Origin of the sequence: Methylobacterium sp. DB0501 (assembly GCF_011043735.1) — a bacterium.
In the GTDB taxonomy this organism is placed as follows: Bacteria; Pseudomonadota; Alphaproteobacteria; order Rhizobiales; family Beijerinckiaceae; genus Methylobacterium; species Methylobacterium alsaeris.
In genome coordinates this window covers 121,108-138,118 of record NZ_JAAKGV010000015.1, presented here as the reverse complement: position 1 = coordinate 138,118, position 17,011 = coordinate 121,108, and the positions used below count along the sequence as shown (strand labels likewise).

The 17,011-nt window shown below is 73.6% G+C and carries 16 protein-coding genes; 8 read left to right on the top strand and 8 right to left on the bottom strand.

The annotated features are described in order from the left end of the window. Positions 1-58 precede the first annotated feature (58 nt). From G4G93_RS21705 to G4G93_RS21695, 3 genes are all read right to left on the bottom strand, one after another. Positions 59-1,528 carry a heme biosynthesis protein HemY gene (locus G4G93_RS21705; protein WP_165087076.1) on the bottom strand — a complete coding sequence of 490 codons (1,470 nt, stop codon included), beginning with the start codon at positions 1,526-1,528 and terminating at the stop codon, positions 59-61. Between the two features lie 149 nt (positions 1,529-1,677). After that, complete coding sequence (locus tag G4G93_RS21700) at positions 1,678-4,173, bottom strand: hypothetical protein (protein ID WP_165087074.1); 2,496 nt, start codon at positions 4,171-4,173, stop codon at positions 1,678-1,680. A gap of 121 nt (positions 4,174-4,294) precedes the next feature. Next, the gene (locus tag G4G93_RS21695) at positions 4,295-5,050 is read right to left on the bottom strand and encodes a uroporphyrinogen-III synthase (protein WP_246736940.1); all 756 of its coding nucleotides are present in this window, start codon (positions 5,048-5,050) and stop codon (positions 4,295-4,297) included. A 185-nt stretch (positions 5,051-5,235) separates the two neighbouring features. Here G4G93_RS21695 and tsaD point away from each other — a divergent pair, with 185 nt between their 5' ends. The 3 genes from tsaD to G4G93_RS21680 are packed head-to-tail and all read left to right on the top strand — an operon-like array spanning position 5,236 to position 8,238. Then, a complete protein-coding gene (gene tsaD / locus G4G93_RS21690; RefSeq protein WP_165087071.1) occupies positions 5,236-6,318 on the top strand; it encodes a tRNA (adenosine(37)-N6)-threonylcarbamoyltransferase complex transferase subunit TsaD in 1,083 nt (360 codons plus the stop codon). Between the two features lie 10 nt (positions 6,319-6,328). Beyond that, a complete protein-coding gene (locus tag G4G93_RS21685; RefSeq protein WP_165087070.1) occupies positions 6,329-7,231 on the top strand; it encodes a GNAT family N-acetyltransferase in 903 nt (300 codons plus the stop codon). Next, positions 7,228-8,238 carry an NAD(P)H-dependent glycerol-3-phosphate dehydrogenase gene (locus tag G4G93_RS21680; RefSeq protein ID WP_165087068.1) on the top strand — a complete coding sequence of 337 codons (1,011 nt, stop codon included), beginning with the start codon at positions 7,228-7,230 and terminating at the stop codon, positions 8,236-8,238. Before G4G93_RS21685 ends, G4G93_RS21680 begins: the two co-directional genes overlap by 4 nt. Before the next feature lie 104 nt (positions 8,239-8,342). Here G4G93_RS21680 and G4G93_RS21675 read toward each other — a convergent pair whose 3' ends face one another. After that, on the bottom strand, positions 8,343-10,019 hold the full coding sequence (locus tag G4G93_RS21675) for a formate--tetrahydrofolate ligase (RefSeq protein WP_165087066.1): 1,677 nt from the start codon (positions 10,017-10,019) through the stop codon (positions 8,343-8,345). A gap of 309 nt (positions 10,020-10,328) precedes the next feature. Here G4G93_RS21675 and G4G93_RS21670 point away from each other — a divergent pair, with 309 nt between their 5' ends. The 3 genes from G4G93_RS21670 to G4G93_RS21660 all read left to right on the top strand — a co-directional run bounded on the left by G4G93_RS21670 (position 10,329) and on the right by G4G93_RS21660 (position 11,918). Beyond that, positions 10,329-10,676, top strand: coding sequence for a hypothetical protein (locus G4G93_RS21670; protein ID WP_165087065.1), 348 nt, complete (start codon positions 10,329-10,331; stop codon positions 10,674-10,676). 231 nt (positions 10,677-10,907) lie between these two features. Beyond that, on the top strand, positions 10,908-11,132 hold the full coding sequence (locus G4G93_RS21665; protein ID WP_165087063.1) for a DUF6894 family protein: 225 nt from the start codon (positions 10,908-10,910) through the stop codon (positions 11,130-11,132). Positions 11,133-11,333: 201 nt separating this feature from the next. Beyond that, complete coding sequence (locus G4G93_RS21660) at positions 11,334-11,918, top strand: hypothetical protein (RefSeq protein WP_165087062.1); 585 nt, start codon at positions 11,334-11,336, stop codon at positions 11,916-11,918. 3 nt (positions 11,919-11,921) lie between these two features. Here the strand turns inward: G4G93_RS21660 and G4G93_RS21655 are convergent, their stop codons facing one another. The 4 genes from G4G93_RS21655 to dgcN form a co-directional block, all read right to left on the bottom strand. Beyond that, complete coding sequence (locus G4G93_RS21655; RefSeq protein ID WP_165087060.1) at positions 11,922-12,203, bottom strand: hypothetical protein; 282 nt, start codon at positions 12,201-12,203, stop codon at positions 11,922-11,924. A gap of 216 nt (positions 12,204-12,419) precedes the next feature. Then, entirely contained in the window at positions 12,420-12,737 is a 318-nt protein-coding gene (locus G4G93_RS21650; RefSeq protein ID WP_165087058.1) for an EthD family reductase, read from the bottom strand. Between the two features lie 104 nt (positions 12,738-12,841). Continuing rightward, positions 12,842-13,822 carry an N-acetyl-D-Glu racemase DgcA gene (dgcA, locus tag G4G93_RS21645; RefSeq protein WP_165087056.1) on the bottom strand — a complete coding sequence of 327 codons (981 nt, stop codon included), beginning with the start codon at positions 13,820-13,822 and terminating at the stop codon, positions 12,842-12,844. Next, complete coding sequence (gene dgcN, locus G4G93_RS21640) at positions 13,819-14,829, bottom strand: N-acetyltransferase DgcN (protein ID WP_165087055.1); 1,011 nt, start codon at positions 14,827-14,829, stop codon at positions 13,819-13,821. Before dgcN ends, dgcA begins: the two co-directional genes overlap by 4 nt. Positions 14,830-15,185: 356 nt before the next feature. Between dgcN and G4G93_RS21635 the strand changes: the two genes are divergently transcribed. Beyond that, the gene (locus G4G93_RS21635) at positions 15,186-16,097 is read left to right on the top strand and encodes an amino acid ABC transporter substrate-binding protein (protein ID WP_165087053.1); all 912 of its coding nucleotides are present in this window, start codon (positions 15,186-15,188) and stop codon (positions 16,095-16,097) included. Between the two features lie 155 nt (positions 16,098-16,252). After that, the gene (locus G4G93_RS21630) at positions 16,253-16,972 is read left to right on the top strand and encodes an amino acid ABC transporter permease (protein ID WP_165087051.1); all 720 of its coding nucleotides are present in this window, start codon (positions 16,253-16,255) and stop codon (positions 16,970-16,972) included. The last annotated feature ends 39 nt before the right edge of the window (positions 16,973-17,011 follow it).

Genomic DNA, 17,011 nt, shown 5'->3' with positions numbered 1-17,011 from the left:
GGGCTCCGCTGCGCGGCCCCGGACTGTGAAGTAGCGGAGCGAACCCGGCCCGGTGCGCTCACCGCCCCGGCCCGACCACCTCCGGCACCTTCACCGACACCGGCACCACCCCCGGACCCGTGGCTCCGGAGGTCAGGGTGCCGATGGTCGTCGTGCCGTTGCCCGCCTTCGCGGCCGGTTCGGCGCCGTTCAGCGCACTCGCCGCCGGCTCGGGCTCGTGCGCCGTGCCGTGGGCGCGGCCGAGCAGGTCCGGCGGGGTCTGCCAGACGAAGGCGTCGAGGCGCCCGCTCACCGGCGAGATCGGGGCCCAGCGGTCGGTGACGAGGCCGTCGGCGCACCAGGCCGGGTCGCGCGGGGCGCGGTCGGCGCGGGCCTGCCACTCGCGGGCCTTGCCGGAATTCTTGCCGTGCTCGGCCTCCTCGATCTCGGCCATCAGCGCGTAGGCGCGGGCCGTCGGCTGGTCGGCGAGCAGCGGGGCCAGCACGTCCCGGGCGCGGCCGAACTCGCGGGCGTCCAGGGCCGCGCGGGCGATGGCGAAGCGCGCCTCCGGGTGCCAGGATGAGATCCGGGCCAGGGTCTCGGCGCGGGCGAGGCGATCGCGGCTCGAATCGCCGGTGCGCAGGTCGAGATAGACCCGGGCGAGGTCCGGATGCGGGTTGGCGCGCCAAGCCGCCTCGACCACCCGGGCGCCGCGCTTGAGGTCGCCGCGGCGGGCGAAGAGACGCCCGGCGACGGCCGCCGCCGGCACCAGATCGGGGGCGAGCTTGACCGCCTCGCGGGCCTGGGCGAGGGCGCGCTCCGGGTCGCCGGCCTCGAGGTCGAGGGCGCTCGCGGTCAGCAGCACGGCGCGCTGGCGCCGCATCGCCGCCTTGTCGGACAGGCCGAGGCTGGCGCGGCGGGACACGGTGTCGAGGGCGCCAGTCCAGTCGCGGTCGGCGCACTGGCCCTCCATCACCGCCTCGTTGGCCCAGGTCACGCTCGGGGCGAGGCGGGCGGCCTCCAGGGCGTAGGCCCGGGCGGACGCCTCGTCGTCCTGGCGCCGCGCCTCGACGAACAGGCCGCGCAGGCCGAGCACCCGGGTCTCCGGATCGTCGACCATGCGCCGGAAGGCGCGCTCGGCCCCGGCGCGGTCGCCGGAGATCTGGGCCGCCTGGGCGGTCAGCAGCAGGGCGAGCGGCTCGGCGCCGAGCAGGCGCTCGGCCTCGCCGGCCAGCCGCCGCGCCGCGATCGGGTCGCCGGAGCCCACCGCCACCATGCCGCGCGACAGCGCGCTGTAGCCACGCTCCTGGCGCCGGCGCCGGCTCGACAGGGTGAGCCGCTCCGGCAGGTTCAGGACGCCGCGGGCGAAGGCCCAGACGAAGCCGAGCACCACCGCCAGCACCATCACGCCGACCAGAGCCGCCGCGAGGCTGGTCGCCAGCTCGTAGCCGCCCCAGGTCACGGTGACCACGCCGGGCCGGTCGGCGAGCCAGACCGCCCCGTAGGCGGCGAGGGCGAGGAGAGCCAGGAAGGCGAGTGCGCGCCACATCTGTCCATCAACTCCAGAAAGCCGCGCTGCCGCTGAAGGGCGCGCGAGGGGGCGTCATCAGAGCCCCGAGAGATCACCGCGGCCGCCGTAGCGGACGCACCGGGAACGAACGCGGCGCGACCGCAAGCAAGCGGCCGCGCCCTCGCGTATCAGCGGGTCGCCGGGCCCTGGAGAGCCGCGAAGGACGCGGCCAGGCGCGCGCGGGCGGCCTCGCCGGCGGCGGCGCGGGCCTTCAGGCGCTGGCCGAAATCGCCGGCCTCCTGGCGGGCCTGCTCCGGCAGGGCGTCGAAGGCCTGGGCGGCCTCCGCCACCGCGCCGCGGGCGAGCGCGTCCTGGATCTTCGCCACGCCGGCCTCGGTCGGGTCGGCAGTCGGGCTCGGCGCCGGGGCCCCTCCCTCGCTGCCGACCTTGCGCACCGAGACGATCGACTCGGCCATGCTGGTCAGACGGTCGGCGATGCTGCCGCGCTCCGCCACCGCCCGCTGACGGGCGGCGAGGGCCGCGGCGTTCAGCTTGGCGGCGACCGGCTGGAAGCTCTGGGCGAGCGAGGCCGCGGTCGGGGCGCCGCTCTGCGCGAAGGGCTCCAGCGGTGCCAGCGCCGCAGCCTGGCCGGGATCGAGCTGCTTCAAGGTCGCGAGCGCGTCGGCATAGGGCGCGCCGGTCGCGAGCGCGCTGGCGATCCGGTCGGAGGCCACCACCCGGAGCGCTGCCTGGACGCTGCTCGCCTCGGCCCGGCCCTCCACCGCCTTGGCGAGGTCGGCGAGGCGCTGGTCGACGGTCTTGGTGCGGGCGTCGGCGGATTGCTGGAGCGCGTCGAAGCGCTGATCCGCCGCCTTGGCCCTCGCGTCGAGAGCCTGGCGCAGCTCGTCGAGGCGCTGGCCGAGCGCCTTGTCGGCCTGCTCCTCGGCCGTCGCGCGGGTGGCGAGATCGGACTGGAGCGCCTTCAGCCCCTTGTCGAGCCCGTCGAGGCGCCCGCGCAGGTCGGCCCCGTCGCCGCGGCCCTGGAGGGCGGACACCGCCTGGGCGAGGCCGTCGACCCGCTGGCGCAGGCCGGCATCGCCGCCCCCGGTGCGGCCCTGGAGGTCGGCGAGCTGCTTCTCGATGCCCTGGAGGCGAGCCGGGTCGATGCCGACGCTCGGGACTTGATTCGGCGCCTGGCTCGGAGCCTGCGCGGCGGGCGCCGGCTGGCCGGTGCCGGTGCCGGCGACCGGCGCGGCTTCCGCCTTGCGCAGGGCCTCGTCGGCGCGCTGGCCCGCCGCCTTGGCGGCGGCCTCGGCGGCCCGCACCGCGTCGGGCAGCGGGCGCAGGGTCGATTCGACCGCGGCGACGCGCCGGTCGAGGGCCTGGACGCTGTCGCGCGGCGCGAACTCGGCCAGGCGCTGGTCGAGCGGCACGGTGCCGGAGGCCTCGCCCTGCGGGCTCGCGGGCTTCGGCAGGTTGATGCCGTAGGCCGGGCCGTAGGTGGTCGCGCCGTAGAGCAGCCCGGCCCCGACCACGCCGCCGAGCAGCGAGGCGGCCAGCAGCGAGCCGAAGCCGGCGCCCGACCGGGCCTGCGGCGCCGCGGCGACCGGAATCGTGCCGGTGCTCCGGACCGGGTCCGGCTTCGGCGCATCCTTGGCGGCGGTCGTGCCGGCGGAGGCGCCCGTCGCGCCGGTCGACGGGATGCCGGTCTTGGGCACCATCGACGGCCGGGCGCCGGTGGCTCCCGTCACGGCCGGGTTCGGGCCAGAGCCCGCCGAGGCGGCGCCCGAGGTCGCGCCGGTGCCAGCCGACGGCGACTTGGTGTCGAGCGGCTTGCCGTCCGGGGTCTTGCCGTCCGGGGTCTTGCCGTCCGGAATTTTGCCCGCCTCCGGCGGCTTGGTGCCGGCAACGGCGGTCACCGGCGCGGCGGGCTTGCCGTCTGTGAGCTTGGTATCGCCGACCTTGAGCGGACCGCTGCCGGGGCCCGCGATGCCGGAACCCGTCACGCCAGGCCCCGACATGCCAGGTCCCGTCATGCCAGGTCCCGTCGCGGCCTTCGCCGCCCCCGTCGGAGACGCCGTGGGCGAGGCCGTAGCGGATGCGGTGACGGAGGACGGCGTACCGGGCTTGATCTCGCCGGGCCTGGTCTCGCCGACCTTGAGCGGGCCGCTGCCGGGGCCGGTGATGCCCGGAGCCGTCGCGGTCTTCGCCGCTCCCGTCGGCGCCGTGGCGGAGGGGGAGCCGGTCGCGCCCGTCACGGCGGCCGGCGTGCCGGCCTTGATGTCGGCGGGCTTCGCCTCGCCGGGCTTGCCGGTCGTGCCCACGGCCGGGCTCGCGCCGGTGACGCCGACGGGCTTCTGGCCCTGGGCGAAGGTACCGGTGGCGCCGGTCGCGCCGGGTTTCGCCGGATCGCCCGGCTTCGCTTCGCCCGGCTTCACCTCGGCGGCCTTTACCGGCTCGCCGGGCTTCACAGCGGCGGCGACGGGCGACGCGGGCTTCGCGGCGTCCGGCCGCGGCGCATCCTTGGTCGGGTCGGGCTTGCCCGTCTCGCCTTTCCCCGCCTCGGCCTTAGGCGTCTCGGCGACACGGGTGGCCTTCAGGTCGATGATCGGTCCATCCGCACTGCCGCCGCGCCCGCCGGGACGGTTGCGCGAGTCCTTCTGGTCCTTGTCGGATGGGGTCACGGCCGGAGATCCTCACCTCGTGAGCCGGGCCGGGAGGCCGCCGGAAGGCGGCCCCATCGGCGCGGCGGGAGCGCGACGCAGGGCAGGATCCCGCCCGGGCCGCGTGCTGATTCATCGTCCCTTAGCATCGCTCCAAGCCCGGGCGAAGGGCCGGCGACGCCTCTGCGGCACTGTCCAGAAGAATGGGGCCGAGACCGGCGAGGAGGGCGTCCTCGTCCGGCCGCGCCGCGACGACATGGGACGCGATGCCGGCCGCGACCAGGGGGGCGGCCACGTCCGCCGACAGGCAATGATGCGCCACGCGGCGAAACGCCTCCTCGTAGCCCGCCGCTCGCGCGAGGCCCCACGCCGTCGCGGCGCTGCGGCGGGAGTAATGCAGGGCCGCGTCGAGGGCGTCGTCGGCGAGCGCCGCCGCCACCGGCTCCGGCAGCCCGGCCAGGGGCCGGGCCGCGTAGGCGATCCAGGCCGTCAGCCGGTAGCCGCGGGCGCCCAGCGTCGCGGCCGGCTCGTCCTTGCGCTCGCGCCCGGCGGCGTGGACGAGGCGCGCCCCGCGCGGCAGGGCCGCGCCGATCAGGTCCGCCAGCGCCCGGGCATCGCCCCCGGCCTCGTGCACGATCTGCAGCCCTGCCTCGAGCGCCGCGGCGGCGGTGCGTGCGCCCACGCAATAGGCCGGCAGGGCGGAGAGCGGCGTGCCGGCCAGTGCCGGCACCGCGCTTGCGCTCGTCAGCACCAGGGCGTCGAACGGGCCCTCCGGCGGCGGCGCACCGCTCGGGGCGAGGTCGAGGACCGGGGCGAGGAGCGGCCGGTGACCGAGGCCCGCGACCCGCTCGGCCGTGCGCGCGCCGGCCGGCAGCGGCCTGGCGATCCACACGTGCAAGGCGGTCCCGCCCCGATTTCCCCGCGTCACGCGCCCTCCCCCCTCCGTCCCGGCACTCGATGCCGGCGCGATACCGCCACTCGCGCGCGATACTGCCACTTGGCCGGCCCCGCGCCGGCGGGTTATCTGAGGCACCATACCGGCCGCCGCGCGGTGTGCCAGCCCCCTCGCGAGATCACCCCCTCATGAACGTCCTCGGGATCGAGACCACCTGCGACGAGACCGCGGCCGCGATCGTGGCGTTGGGCGAGGATGGCCGCGGGGAGATCCGCTCCAACGAGGTGCTGAGCCAGATCGCCGAGCACGCCGCCTATGGCGGGGTGGTGCCGGAGATCGCGGCCCGCGCCCATGTCGAGGTGCTCGACCGGCTGGTCGCCCGGGCGCTCGACCACGCCTCCTTACGCCTCGCCGACCTTGACGGCATCGCGGTCGCCGCCGGGCCCGGGCTGATCGGCGGCGTGCTGGTCGGGCTCGTCACCGGCAAGACCCTGGCGCTCGTCTCGCGAAAGCCCCTGGTGGCGGTCAACCACCTCGAGGCCCACGCCCTCACCGCGCGGCTCACCGACGGCCTCGCCTTCCCCTACCTCCTGCTCCTCGCCTCCGGCGGCCACACCCAGCTCGTCGCCGTGAAGGGCGTCGGCGAGTATGTGCGCCTCGGCGGCACCATCGACGACGCCATCGGCGAGGCCTTCGACAAGGTGGCGAAGCTGCTCGGCCTCGCCTATCCGGGCGGGCCCGAGGTCGAGCGCGCCGCCGAGAGCGGCAACCCGGAGCGCTTCGCCCTGCCGCGGCCGATGCTCGGCCGGCGCGAGCCCAACTTCTCCCTCTCGGGCCTCAAGACGGCCTTGCGGATCGAGGCCGAGCGCATCGCGCCCCTCACCCACCAGGACGTCGCCGACCTTTGCGCTAGCTTCCAGGCGGCGGTCGTCGACGTGGTGGTCGACCGGGTCCGGGTGGCCTTGCGCGATTTCGGTCCCGTCGCCGGGCATCCGACCGCGCTGGTCGCCGCCGGCGGCGTCGCGGCGAACGGCGCCTTGCGGCGGGCGCTCGCCCGGCAGGCGGGCGAGGCCGGTCTGCCGCTCGTCGCCCCGCCCCTGCCGCTCTGCGGCGACAACGGCGCGATGATCGCCTGGGCCGGCATCGAGCGCCTGCGGCTCGGCCTCACCGACGACATCACGGCGCCCGCCCGCCCGCGCTGGCCCTTCGCCCAGGCCAAGGACGTGGCCGGGGATCGATCCGACAGCCGGTCCCCGTCGCCCGCCGCATGATGCCCGCCGCATGACGACCCCCGGGGAGATCGCGGCGCAGCAGCGCCGCTGGCGCGCCCTGGTCGACGAGCGCCTGCCCGAAGCCGCGGCCCGGCATCCCGACTGGCCGGTCTCGCAGAACCACTGCTTCGCCCGCATCCTGCTCGACAATGCCTGCGGCGGGCCCTGGCGCGAGAGCGTGGCGCCGCCGGCCTGGGCCAACATGCCGCCCGAGCGGCTGGCCCTCGCGGTCAGTCTCGGCGAGGCGGTGCTGGCCGGCCGGCAGGACCTCGCGCTCCTCAACCACCGCTCGCTGCTCTGGCGGCGCAAGCGCCCGGTGCCGCCGCCGCCGAGCAGCCTGTCCGGCGACGGCTTCTCCTTGCGGCGCTGGCGCCTGTCCGACGACGCCCCCTTCGCGGCCCTCTGCGCCGACCCCGAGGTGATGCGGTACTTTCCGTCCCCGAAGACCGCCCGCGAGAGCCAGACCGAGGCAAGGGCGCTCGCCCGGCGCTTCGAGGAGGACGGGTTCGGGCCCTGGGCCGTCGAGGCGCCGGAGGGGTTCTGCGGCTTCGTCGGCTGCTGGCGTCCGGCGCGGCCGCTGCCGCTCGGGGCGCTGATCGGGCAGGAGACCGGCCTCGCTCGGACCGGCCTCGTCGAGATCGGCTGGCGCCTCGCCCGTCCCGCCTGGGGACGGGGTTTCGCCATCCGCGGCGCCCGTCTGGCGCTCGCCGACGCCTTCGCCCGCTGCGCGCTGACCGAGATCGTGGCCTATACGGCGGAGGTGAACGCACCCTCGCGTCGGGTGATGGAGCGCCTCGGCATGAGCGAGGTCGGCGGGTTCGACCATCCGGCCCTTGCCGAGGGGCATCCCCTGCGGCCGCACCGGCTGTACCGGCTGGCGGCGGCGGATTTCAGGGCGGGAGGCGCTGCATGAACACCATCGGCCCGAACACCGTCGGCCCGATCGCGGTCCTGGGCGGCGGGGCCTGGGGCACGGCGCTCGCCAACGCGGCCGCCGCGGCGGCAACGCGGCCTGTCGCGCTGTGGATGCGCGACGCCGAGAGCGCCGCCGCCATGGCCCGCTCCCGCGAGAATGCCCGCCACCTTCCCGGCGTGACGCTGCATCCGGGCGTGCGCCCGACGGCCGCCGCCGGGGACCTCGCCGAGGCCGAGGCGGTGCTGGTGGTGACGCCGGCCCAGACCCTGCGGGGCGTCCTGACGACCCTGCGCCCCCACCTCCGGCCGGACGCGGCGCTGATCCTGTGCGCCAAGGGCATCGAGCGCGGCACCGACGCCTTCCTGACCGACGTGGCCGCCGAGGCCGCGCCGAGCGCCGCGATCGCCGTCCTGTCCGGTCCGAGCTTCGCGGCGGACGTCGCCCGGGGCTTGCCCACCGCCGTGACCCTGGCGAGCCGCGACGGCGACCTGGCGGCGCGCCTCGCCGCCGCCCTGTCGGGGCCGACCTTCCGGGTCTATCACGGCAGCGACCCGCGCGGGGTCGAGATCGGCGGGGCGGCCAAGAACGTGCTCGCCATCGCCTGCGGGGCGGCGATCGGCCGGGGCCTCGGCGAGAGCGCCCGGGCGGCCCTGGTCGCCCGCAGCTTCGCCGAGCTGATGCGCTTCGCCCGCGCCTGGGACGCCCGGCCCGAGACCCTGATGGGGCTGTCCGGCCTCGGCGACCTCGTGCTCTCCGCCGGCTCGGCGCAGTCGCGCAACTTCGCCTTCGGCGAGCGGCTCGGCCGTGGCGCGAGCCTCGCGGAGGCCTCCGGCGGCAAGCTCGCCGAAGGGGCCTTCTCCGCGCAGGGGCTGCTGGCGCTCGCCCGCCGGCGCGGGGTCGAGATGCCGGTCGCCGAGGCGGTGGCCGGCCTCGTCTCCGGCACGCTCCACCTCGACGAGGCCATTGCCGGCCTGCTCAGCCGGCCCTTGCGGGCCGAGATCTAGGCCAAGCGGTCTTGCGTTGGCAGGCCGACGCCTCGTCCGCTTAAACTCTCTGTTTCGTCGCAGATTTTTGCGGCGGAGCCGGCAGCTGCTCTTGCGAACTCTGCTTAGAACAGCCCCTCGATCCGTCCCTCGGCGTCGAGGTGGATGCCCTCCGCCGCCGGGACCTTGGGCAGGCCCGGCATGGTCATGATCTCCCCGCAGATCGCCACCACGAAGCCGGCGCCGGCCGAGAGCCGCACGTCGCGCACCGCGACCACGTGGCCGCTCGGGGCGCCCATCAGGCTCGGATCGGTCGAGAACGAGTACTGGGTCTTGGCCATGCAGACCGGCAGATGGCCGTGGCCCGCTTTCTCGAACGCCGCGAGCTTGGCCGCCGCCTTCGATTCGACCTGGATGTCGGCGGCGCCGTAGAGCGTCTGCGCGATGGAGCGGATCTTGTCCTCGAGCGGCATCGCGTCCGGGTAGACGAAGCGCGGCGGCGCGGCCGGCCCCGCATCGGCGAGGGCCGTGACGGCCTGGGCCAGCGCTTCCGCTCCGGCGCCGCCCTCGGCCCAGTGCCGGCAGGTGATCGCCTCGACGTCGAGCCGGTCGCGGCACAGAGCCCTGAGGGCCGCGTGCTCGGCGTCGGTATCGGCGTGGAAATGGTTGACCGCCACCACCACCGGCGCACCGAAGCGGCGCACGTTCTCGACGTGGCGGGCGAGGTTGGCGAAGCCCCGCTCCAGGGCCGCGACGTTCTCGGTGCCGAGATCCGACTTGGCGACGCCGCCATGCATCTTGAGGGCGCGCACCGTCGCGACGATCACCACCGCGGACGGGCTCAGGCCCGCCTGCCGGCACTTGATGTCGAAGAACTTCTCCGCCCCGAGATCGGCGCCGAAGCCGGCTTCCGTCACCACGTAGTCGCCGAGGCGCAGGCCGGCGCGGGTCGCGATCACCGAGTTGCAGCCATGCGCGATATTGGCGAAGGGCCCGCCATGGATCAGCGCCGGGCTGCCCTCCAGGGTCTGGACGAGGTTGGGCTGCAGCGCGTCCTTGAGCAGCACCGTCATGGCGCCGGTGGCCTTGAGGTCGGCCAGCGTCACCGGCTTGCGGTCGCGGTTCTCCGCCACCACGATCCGGCCGAGCCGCGCCTCGAGGTCGGCGAGGTCGCGGGCGAGGCAGAACACCGCCATCACCTCGGAGGCGACCGTGATGTCGAACCCGTCCTCGCGCGGGTAGCCGTTGGCGACGCCGCCGAGACTCTGGGTGATGTTGCGCAGCGCCCGGTCGTTCATGTCGAGGACGCGCCGGAACGCCACCCGGCGCAGGTCGATGCCGAGGTTGTTGCCCCAGTAGATGTGGTTGTCGATCAGGGCCGCCGCGAGGCTGTGGGCCGAGGTGATGGCGTGGAAGTCGCCGGTGAAGTGGAGGTTGATCGCCTCCATCGGCACCACCTGGGCCTTGCCGCCGCCGGCCGCCCCGCCCTTCTGGCCGAAGCAGGGGCCGAGGGACGGCTCGCGCAGGCAGATCACCGTCTTGCGGCCGATGCGGTTGAGCGCGTCGCCGAGGCCGACCGTGGTGGTGGTCTTGCCCTCGCCGGCCGGGGTCGGGCTGATCGCCGTCACCAGGACCAGCTTGCCCTCCGGCCGCGCCTCGAGGCCCCGGATATGGGCATGGTCGATCTTGGCGATGTGGCGGCCATACGGATGCAGGGCGTCGTCGGGGATGCCGAGGCGCTGCGCAATCGCGGTGATCGGCTGCAGGGTGGCCGCGCGGGCGATCTCGATATCGGTCGGCATGATTTCCCGATCGTTGGTCTATGGCCGGAGGGAGGCGGCCTGGCGTGGAACGATTTTACGCCGAGGCCGGCTTTGTCGAACAGATCAAATCGCTTGAGCAGGAAGCTCAGAAAAATTGAAGACCCCGGACCGGGTTGCGAACAGGCTGACGCGTCGCGAGCAGGGGGGGCGGCACGGCCAAGCGCCGCGATGCCCCTCGCGACGTCCGTTAGGCATGTCGGCAGATCGCCCGTCCCCGCACCGAAACGCTTCACCATTGCAGGCCCAGGGTGGTCCTGCGGGGACGACGGGCGACTTCGGGGGAACGGGATGGCCTTCTGGCTGCGGGCCGGGCTGGTGATCGGCGCGATCTACTATCTGTCGCCCCTGCGCCTCGGCGAGGCCCAGCCCCCCGCCCCTGCTCAAACCCTTGCCCCTGCCCCTTCTCGGGCGGCGCACCTGCCGGCGAGCCTCGGCGAGATCGCCGGTCCGGTCCTCGCCATGCTCCCCGAATCCCTGCGCGCCCGGATGGTCGAGACCGCCGCCGCGGAGGCCGGGCGTGCCGTCGGGACCGGCCTGCGGGCGGCCGCGGCGGAGGCGGCGCCCTCCCGCGACACTCTCACCCCTCACGACCGCCAGCCCGCCTGGCGCGGCGTTCCGGAGCGGGAGGCGCCCTGATCCCGGCCGGCGCGCCGCGGAGGACGAGGCAAGACGCCCTCGTGCGCCTTAAGTCTGGCGGCTTAGGCCTGTCGAGCGAGGACCAAGCGGAACCTTAACGTGTCGCTTCCGTTTCCAGAGCATGGACCTAACAAGTGATCGCTCGATCTGCTGCAGGCCTTGGGCCTCCGGCACGCAGGTTGGTGACATTTATCGGTATTCTTTTACCGGAAGCTTCGAGGCCGAGCCGCCGTGCCCCGCTACTTCTTCGATATCATGGATGCGGTCCAGAGCGTGCCGGACGAGGCCGGGCTCAATTGCCGTGACCTCGGCGAGGCTCATCTCCAGGCCCGGACCCTGATCGCCGACGCCATGAACGGCCCCGAGGCGACGCGGATCGACTGGTCCGCCTGGCGCGTCGAGGTGCGCGACGAGGCCCGCAGCCTGCTCTTCACCGTGCCGTTCCTGCCCCGGTGAGACCTGCGCCGGCGAGACTTGGCCCAGCGAGACTTGGCCGGGTATCCCCCGGCCCGCTATCCCCAGGCCGGCGGCGATGCCGGGCCGAAAAGGGCTAACATCCTGCGGCCCCGTCATTATACTCGCCCCAAGTTCCATGGGGGCCGCGGCGTCCGGTGGCAGGCCGGACCTTCGCTCCGGCCCCGCGGGGAAGGCGAATCGATGTCCGTGACCGGGGAGGAGGTTCCGGCCGACCGCGTGGTCGAGACCCTGGAGATCCTGCTGCGCGCGCCGCCCTTCATGCGGTCGCCCAAGCTCGCGCGCTTCCTGCGCTTCGTGGTCGAGGAGGAACTGGCCGGGCGCGGCGCGACCATCAAGGCCTACACCATCGCCACCCAGGCCCTCGGCCGGGGGCCCGATTTCGACCCGAGCATCGATCCGAGCGTGCGCGTCGAGGCCGGACGCCTGCGCCGGGCCCTGGACGAGGTCTATGCCCAGCACGCCGAGGGATTGGAGGTCCGGCTCATCGTGCCGGTCGGCGGCTACCGGCCGCGCTTCACGCCCCTGGAGAGCGTGTCCGCCCTGGCGGAGGACGCACCGATGCCGGAACCCGGGACGTTGCCGCCGCCGGTCCCCGGGACGAGGCGGGCGACCGTGGCGGCCCTCACCCCACGGGGCCAGGCGGCGATCATCGCGCTGCTCGCCGCCATCCTGCTGGTGCTCTGCATCGATCTCGGGCTGACGTTGAGCGCCCGCATGGCCGGCTCGGCCCCGACCCCGCGCGAGCTGGTCGTGCGGGGCCGGTGACGGTCAGGTCCAGCGCGTGGCGAAGCGGGCGAGATCCGCGGCGCTGGCGAAGGCGACGACGCCGAGGGTGCGGGTCTCCTCCGGCAGCCCCGGGAAGATCGCGTAGGTGACCGCGCGCCGGCTGAAGGCGGTGCTGGGAGCCTCCGTTGCGGCCCAGTCCCGCACCTCGGACGCGAGGGCGTCGGGATCGTCCGGCGCCACCAGCCCCGAGCGCTCGCGCAGGGCCAGGACGTAGGGCCCGAGATCCGGATGCTGCTCGCGCAGGACCTTGACGATATCGATCATCGCTGGAGCATGTTCCGACGAGGCGTATGCCGGTCTGGCGCAGACGGCACGGCAGACTGAAGGATTCGGAGCGCGGCCCGATCGGGGTGCGATCGGACCGTGCTTCAGGACGTCATGCGAAATCCGCCTGACGCCTTCGCAAGGCGGATTTCGGCTTCGCTCGGGCGTCGCGCGGGCTTCGACGCCGCGTCCGGGCGTCGTCTCCCGGATACGGCATCAGAAGCTCTGCGGCTCGTTGATCTGGACCACCGGCTGGCCCTTGAAGAAGTTCGGGATGTCGCCGAAGATCTCCTTGCCGTGGGCCGCGCCCGCCTTCTGGAAGTCCTCCAGCGAGCGGAAGCTGAGGAGCGCCATCACCTGGAACGGGGCCGGGCTGCCGTCGGGCGTACCGCTCGCCTTGACTACCTCGACCTTGTCCAGGCCCATCGAGGACCAGCGCTCGCGCACCAGCGGCATGTGGTGCTTGAGGTAGTAATCGAGGTCGAAGGGCTGGGCGTCGGCGCCGCCCGGATACATCACGCTGACCAGGATCATGGCGTTGGTTCTCTCCCGGATGCGGGACCCGTGTCCGGCCCCTGCCGTTCACAGAGCATCCTTTGCCGACCCGGCGCAAGCGCACCGGGCTCGGTCGACGGTCGTCACCCCCACAAAGCCGGCTCGGGCGGATGGACGAGGCTCCCCTCAAAGCGAAGGCCCGGTTCGCGGTCGCGGGCCAGCAGCAGCGGGCCGTCGAGGTCGACGAAGTCGGCGTAGCCCGACAGGAGCATCGCCGGCGCCATGGCGAGCGAGGTCCCGAGCATGCAGCCGACCATGATCGACAGGCCCCGCGCCTTGGCGGCCTCCGCCAGCAGCAGGGCCTCGGTGAGGCCGCCGGCCTTGTCGAGCTTGATGTTGATCGCGTCGTAGCGGTCCTTGAGCCCGTCGAGACCGGCGCGGTCGTGCAGGCTCTCGTCGGCGCAGATCGGGATCGGCCGGGCTATCCCGGCCAGCGCCGCATCGTCGCCCGCCGGCAGCGGCTGCTCGATCAGCCGCACCCCGGCCGCCACGCAGGCCGCGAGGTTGGCCGCGAGCGTCTCGGGGGACCACGCCTCGTTGGCATCGACGACGATCCGGGACTCCGGCGCCCCCCGGCGCACCGCCGCGATCCGCTCGGGATCGCCGGCGCCGCCGAGCTTCACCTTCAGGAGCGGACGGGCGGCAGCCGCGCGGGCCGCCGCCTCCATCGCCTCCGGGCTGCCGAGGCTCAGCGTATAGCAGGTCGTCACCGGCGCGGGCGCCGGGATCCCGGCGAGCCGATGGGCGGGCGTGCCGGTCCGCTTGGCCTCGAGGTCCCACAGGGCGCAGTCGAGAGCGTTGCGGACGGCGCCCGCGGGAAGCCGCATCGCGAGGTCCTGCCGGGTCAGGCCGGCGGCGAGGGCGTCCGCTTGCGCGGCGATCAGGGCGCGCACGCCCTCCACGGTCTCGCCGTAGCGGGCATACGGCACGCACTCGCCCCGGCCGGTGACGGTGCCGTCGGTCACCGCGGCGGTCACCACCACGGCCTCCGTCCGGCTGCCGCGCGAGATGGTGAAGGTGCCGGCGATCGGCCAGCGTTCGATGGCGGTCGCGAGCCGGATCACGCCGGGAACTCCTCGATGAGGCGGTCGACCAGCCCCACGACCCCGAACCGCACCGGGTCGGTCGCCGGCAGGCCGTGTTCGGCGGCGAGTTTTTCGAGGAGCGCCCGTGCCTCCCCTTCCTCCAGGGCCTGGGTGTTGACCGCGATGCCGGTCGGCCGGATGTCCGGGTTGGTCAGGCGGCCGAGCTGCACCGTCAGGTCGATCACCTCGCGCAGGCTCGGCAGCGGATGCTTCACGCCGCGCATCGTCGTGCGGGTCGGCTCGTGGCAGACCACGAAGGCGTCGGGCTGCGCCCCGTGCAGCAGGCCGAGGCTGACGCCGGCGAAGCTCGGATGGAACAGCGAGCCCTGGCCCTCGATCAGGTCCCAGTGGCCCGGGTCGGCGGCAGGGGCGATCCACTCGACGGCGCCGGAGATGAAGTCGGCCACCACCGCGTCGATGGCGACGCCGCGGCCCGAGATGAACACCCCGGTCTGGCCGGTGGCGCGGAAATCGGCGTCGAGGCCGCGGTCCCGCATGCCCTTCTCGAGCGCCAGCACGGTATACTTCTTGCCGACCGAGCAGTCGGTACCGACGGTCAGCAGCCGCTTGCCGGGCCGCCGCGTGCCCTTGCCGGTGTCGAAGCGCTGGTCGGAATGGCGCACGTCGTGGAGCCGGCGCCCGTGGCGGGACGCCGCCTCGGCGATCTTCGGCACCGAGCCGAGGCGGGTGTGCAGGCCGCTCGCGACGTCGAGCCCGGCCTCGATCGCCTGCACGATGGTGGCGATCCAGTGCTGCGGCAGCACGCCGCCGGCATTGACCACGCCGACGATCAGCGTGCGGGCGCCCTTCGCGACGCCCTCGGCGATGGTGAGGTCCGGGATGCCGAGATCGGCGGCGCAGCCGGGCAGGCGCAACTGGCCGACGCACCATTCGGGCCGCCAGTCGACGATGCCGTAGGCGGTCTTGGCGGCGAGCGTGTCCGGCACGTCGCCGAGGAACATCAGGTAGGGCGTGGCGATCTGCATCGGTCTCGTCGGTCCGTCGTCGCGGGGTCGTCACGGGTGCCGGGCAGGATTCGCGCCGCGAAGGACCGATCCTTAAGGCACGGCAGCTTCGCGCGCGCGGGGCCGGGGTGCAACAGGCCGTGCGCGAGGGGCTGCCCGGCCGGGCGGCCGGCCGGGTTGGCCCGCCCCTTGCTGAGACTCAGGCGGGCATCGCCCGCGGCCGGCCGGCAAGGTCTTGCGCGAAGGTCTTGCGCAAAGGTGTCGCGCAAAGGTCCCGGCGCATCACGACCCGACGGGACGCGCCGCCATCCCCAGCCCAACCCTTGACGTGATGATCGCCGTGGCGGACTAGGTCGATGCCCAATAGGAGAGCACGAATGCGTTTGAGAAGCCTGCTTCCCGTCCTGCTCGCCGGCCTGGCGGCCTCCGCGGGAGCCGCCTCTGCCCAGGACCTCACCGGGACGCTGAAGAAGATCAAGGAGACCGGGCAGATCACGCTGGGCTACCGCGATTCGTCGGTGCCGTTCTCCTATCTCGACAACAACCAGAAGCCGGTCGGCTTCGCGATGGACATCTGCTACAAGATCGTCGACGCGGTGAAGGCCGACCTCAAGCTCGACAAGCTCGAGGTGAAGCTGAACCCGGTGACCTCGGCGACGCGCATTCCGCTGATCGCCAACGGCACGGTGGACCTCGAGTGCGGCTCGACCACCAACAACGTCGACCGGCAGAAGCAGGTCGCCTTCACCAACACCCACTTCCTGACCGCCAACCGCTTCGTCGCCAAGAAGTCGAGCGGCCTGACGAAGTTCGAGGACCTGAAGGGCAAGACCGTCGTGTCGACCTCGGGCACCACGAACATCAAGCAGATCAACGAGTACAACGCCGATAAGAAGCTCGGCATCACGATCCTGCCGGCCAAGGACCACGCCGAGGCGTTCCTGATGGTCGAGACCGGCCGCGCCGCCGCCTTCGTGATGGACGACGTGCTGCTCGCCTCGCTCGCCGCCTCCTCCAAGGATCCGGGCGCCTACGCGATCTCGACCGACGCCCTGTCGAAGCCCGAGCCCTACGGCATCATGCTGCGCAAGGACGACGCTCCCTTCAAGAAGGTCGTCGATGCGGCCACCGCCGCCTTCTACAAGAGCCCGGAGTCGAAGACGACCTACGACAAGTGGTTCATGAAGCCGATTCCGCCGCGGGACATCAACCTGAACCTGCCGATGAGCGAGGCGCTGCAGCACGCCTTCGCCAAGCCGAGCGACAGCCCGGACCCGGCCGCCTACTGAGCCGAGAACCCGGCGCCGCGTCCCCCCGGGGGGGCGGCGCCGACCGATTTCGTCCCTCCAGGCACTTTTCCCTGTGCCCTCGACCGCGCCCCGCCTCGCCCGGGCCGGGAAAACCCGTATACCATCCGACATCAGGCGCACCCGGAAGACAGGGCATGAACTACAACTGGAACTGGGGCATCTTCTTCGAGGCCTCGCCCGAGGGGAACGGCACCTACGCCGACATGCTGCTGTCGGGCCTGATGTGGACCATCGTCACTGCGCTCTGCGCCTGGGTCATCGCCTTCGCGGTCGGCTCGGTGATCGGCGTGCTGCGCACCCTGCCGGGCCGGGGCGCCCAGATGGTCGGCAACGCCTATGTCGAGCTGTTCCGCAACATCCCGCTGCTGGTGCAGATGTTCCTGTGGTACTTCGTGCTGCCGGAGGTGCTGCCGGAATCCTGGGGCACCTGGCTGAAGCAGCTGCCGAACGCGCCGTTCTACACCGCCGTGGTGTGCCTGGGCTTCTTCACCGCCTCGCGCGTCGCCGAGCAGGTGCGGGCCGGCATCCAGGCCCTGCCGCGGGGCCAGCGCATGGCCGGCACGGCGCTCGGGCTCACCACCGCCCAGACCTACCGCTACGTGCTCCTGCCCAACGCCTACCGCATCATCCTGCCGCCGCTGACCTCCGAGTTCCTCAACAACCTGAAGAACACGTCGGTGGCGCTGACCATCGGCCTCCTGGAGCTCACCGCCCGGGCCCGCGCGATGCAGGAATTCTCGTTCCAGGTCTTCGAGGCCTTCACGGCCGCGACCGTGATCTACATCATCATCAACCTGATCGTGGTGACCGTGGCGGGCGTGATCGAGCGCCGCGTCGCGGTGCCGGGCCGTTGATCCTCTGGAGCGCCACCCGATCGCGGGGCGGTCGGGTGG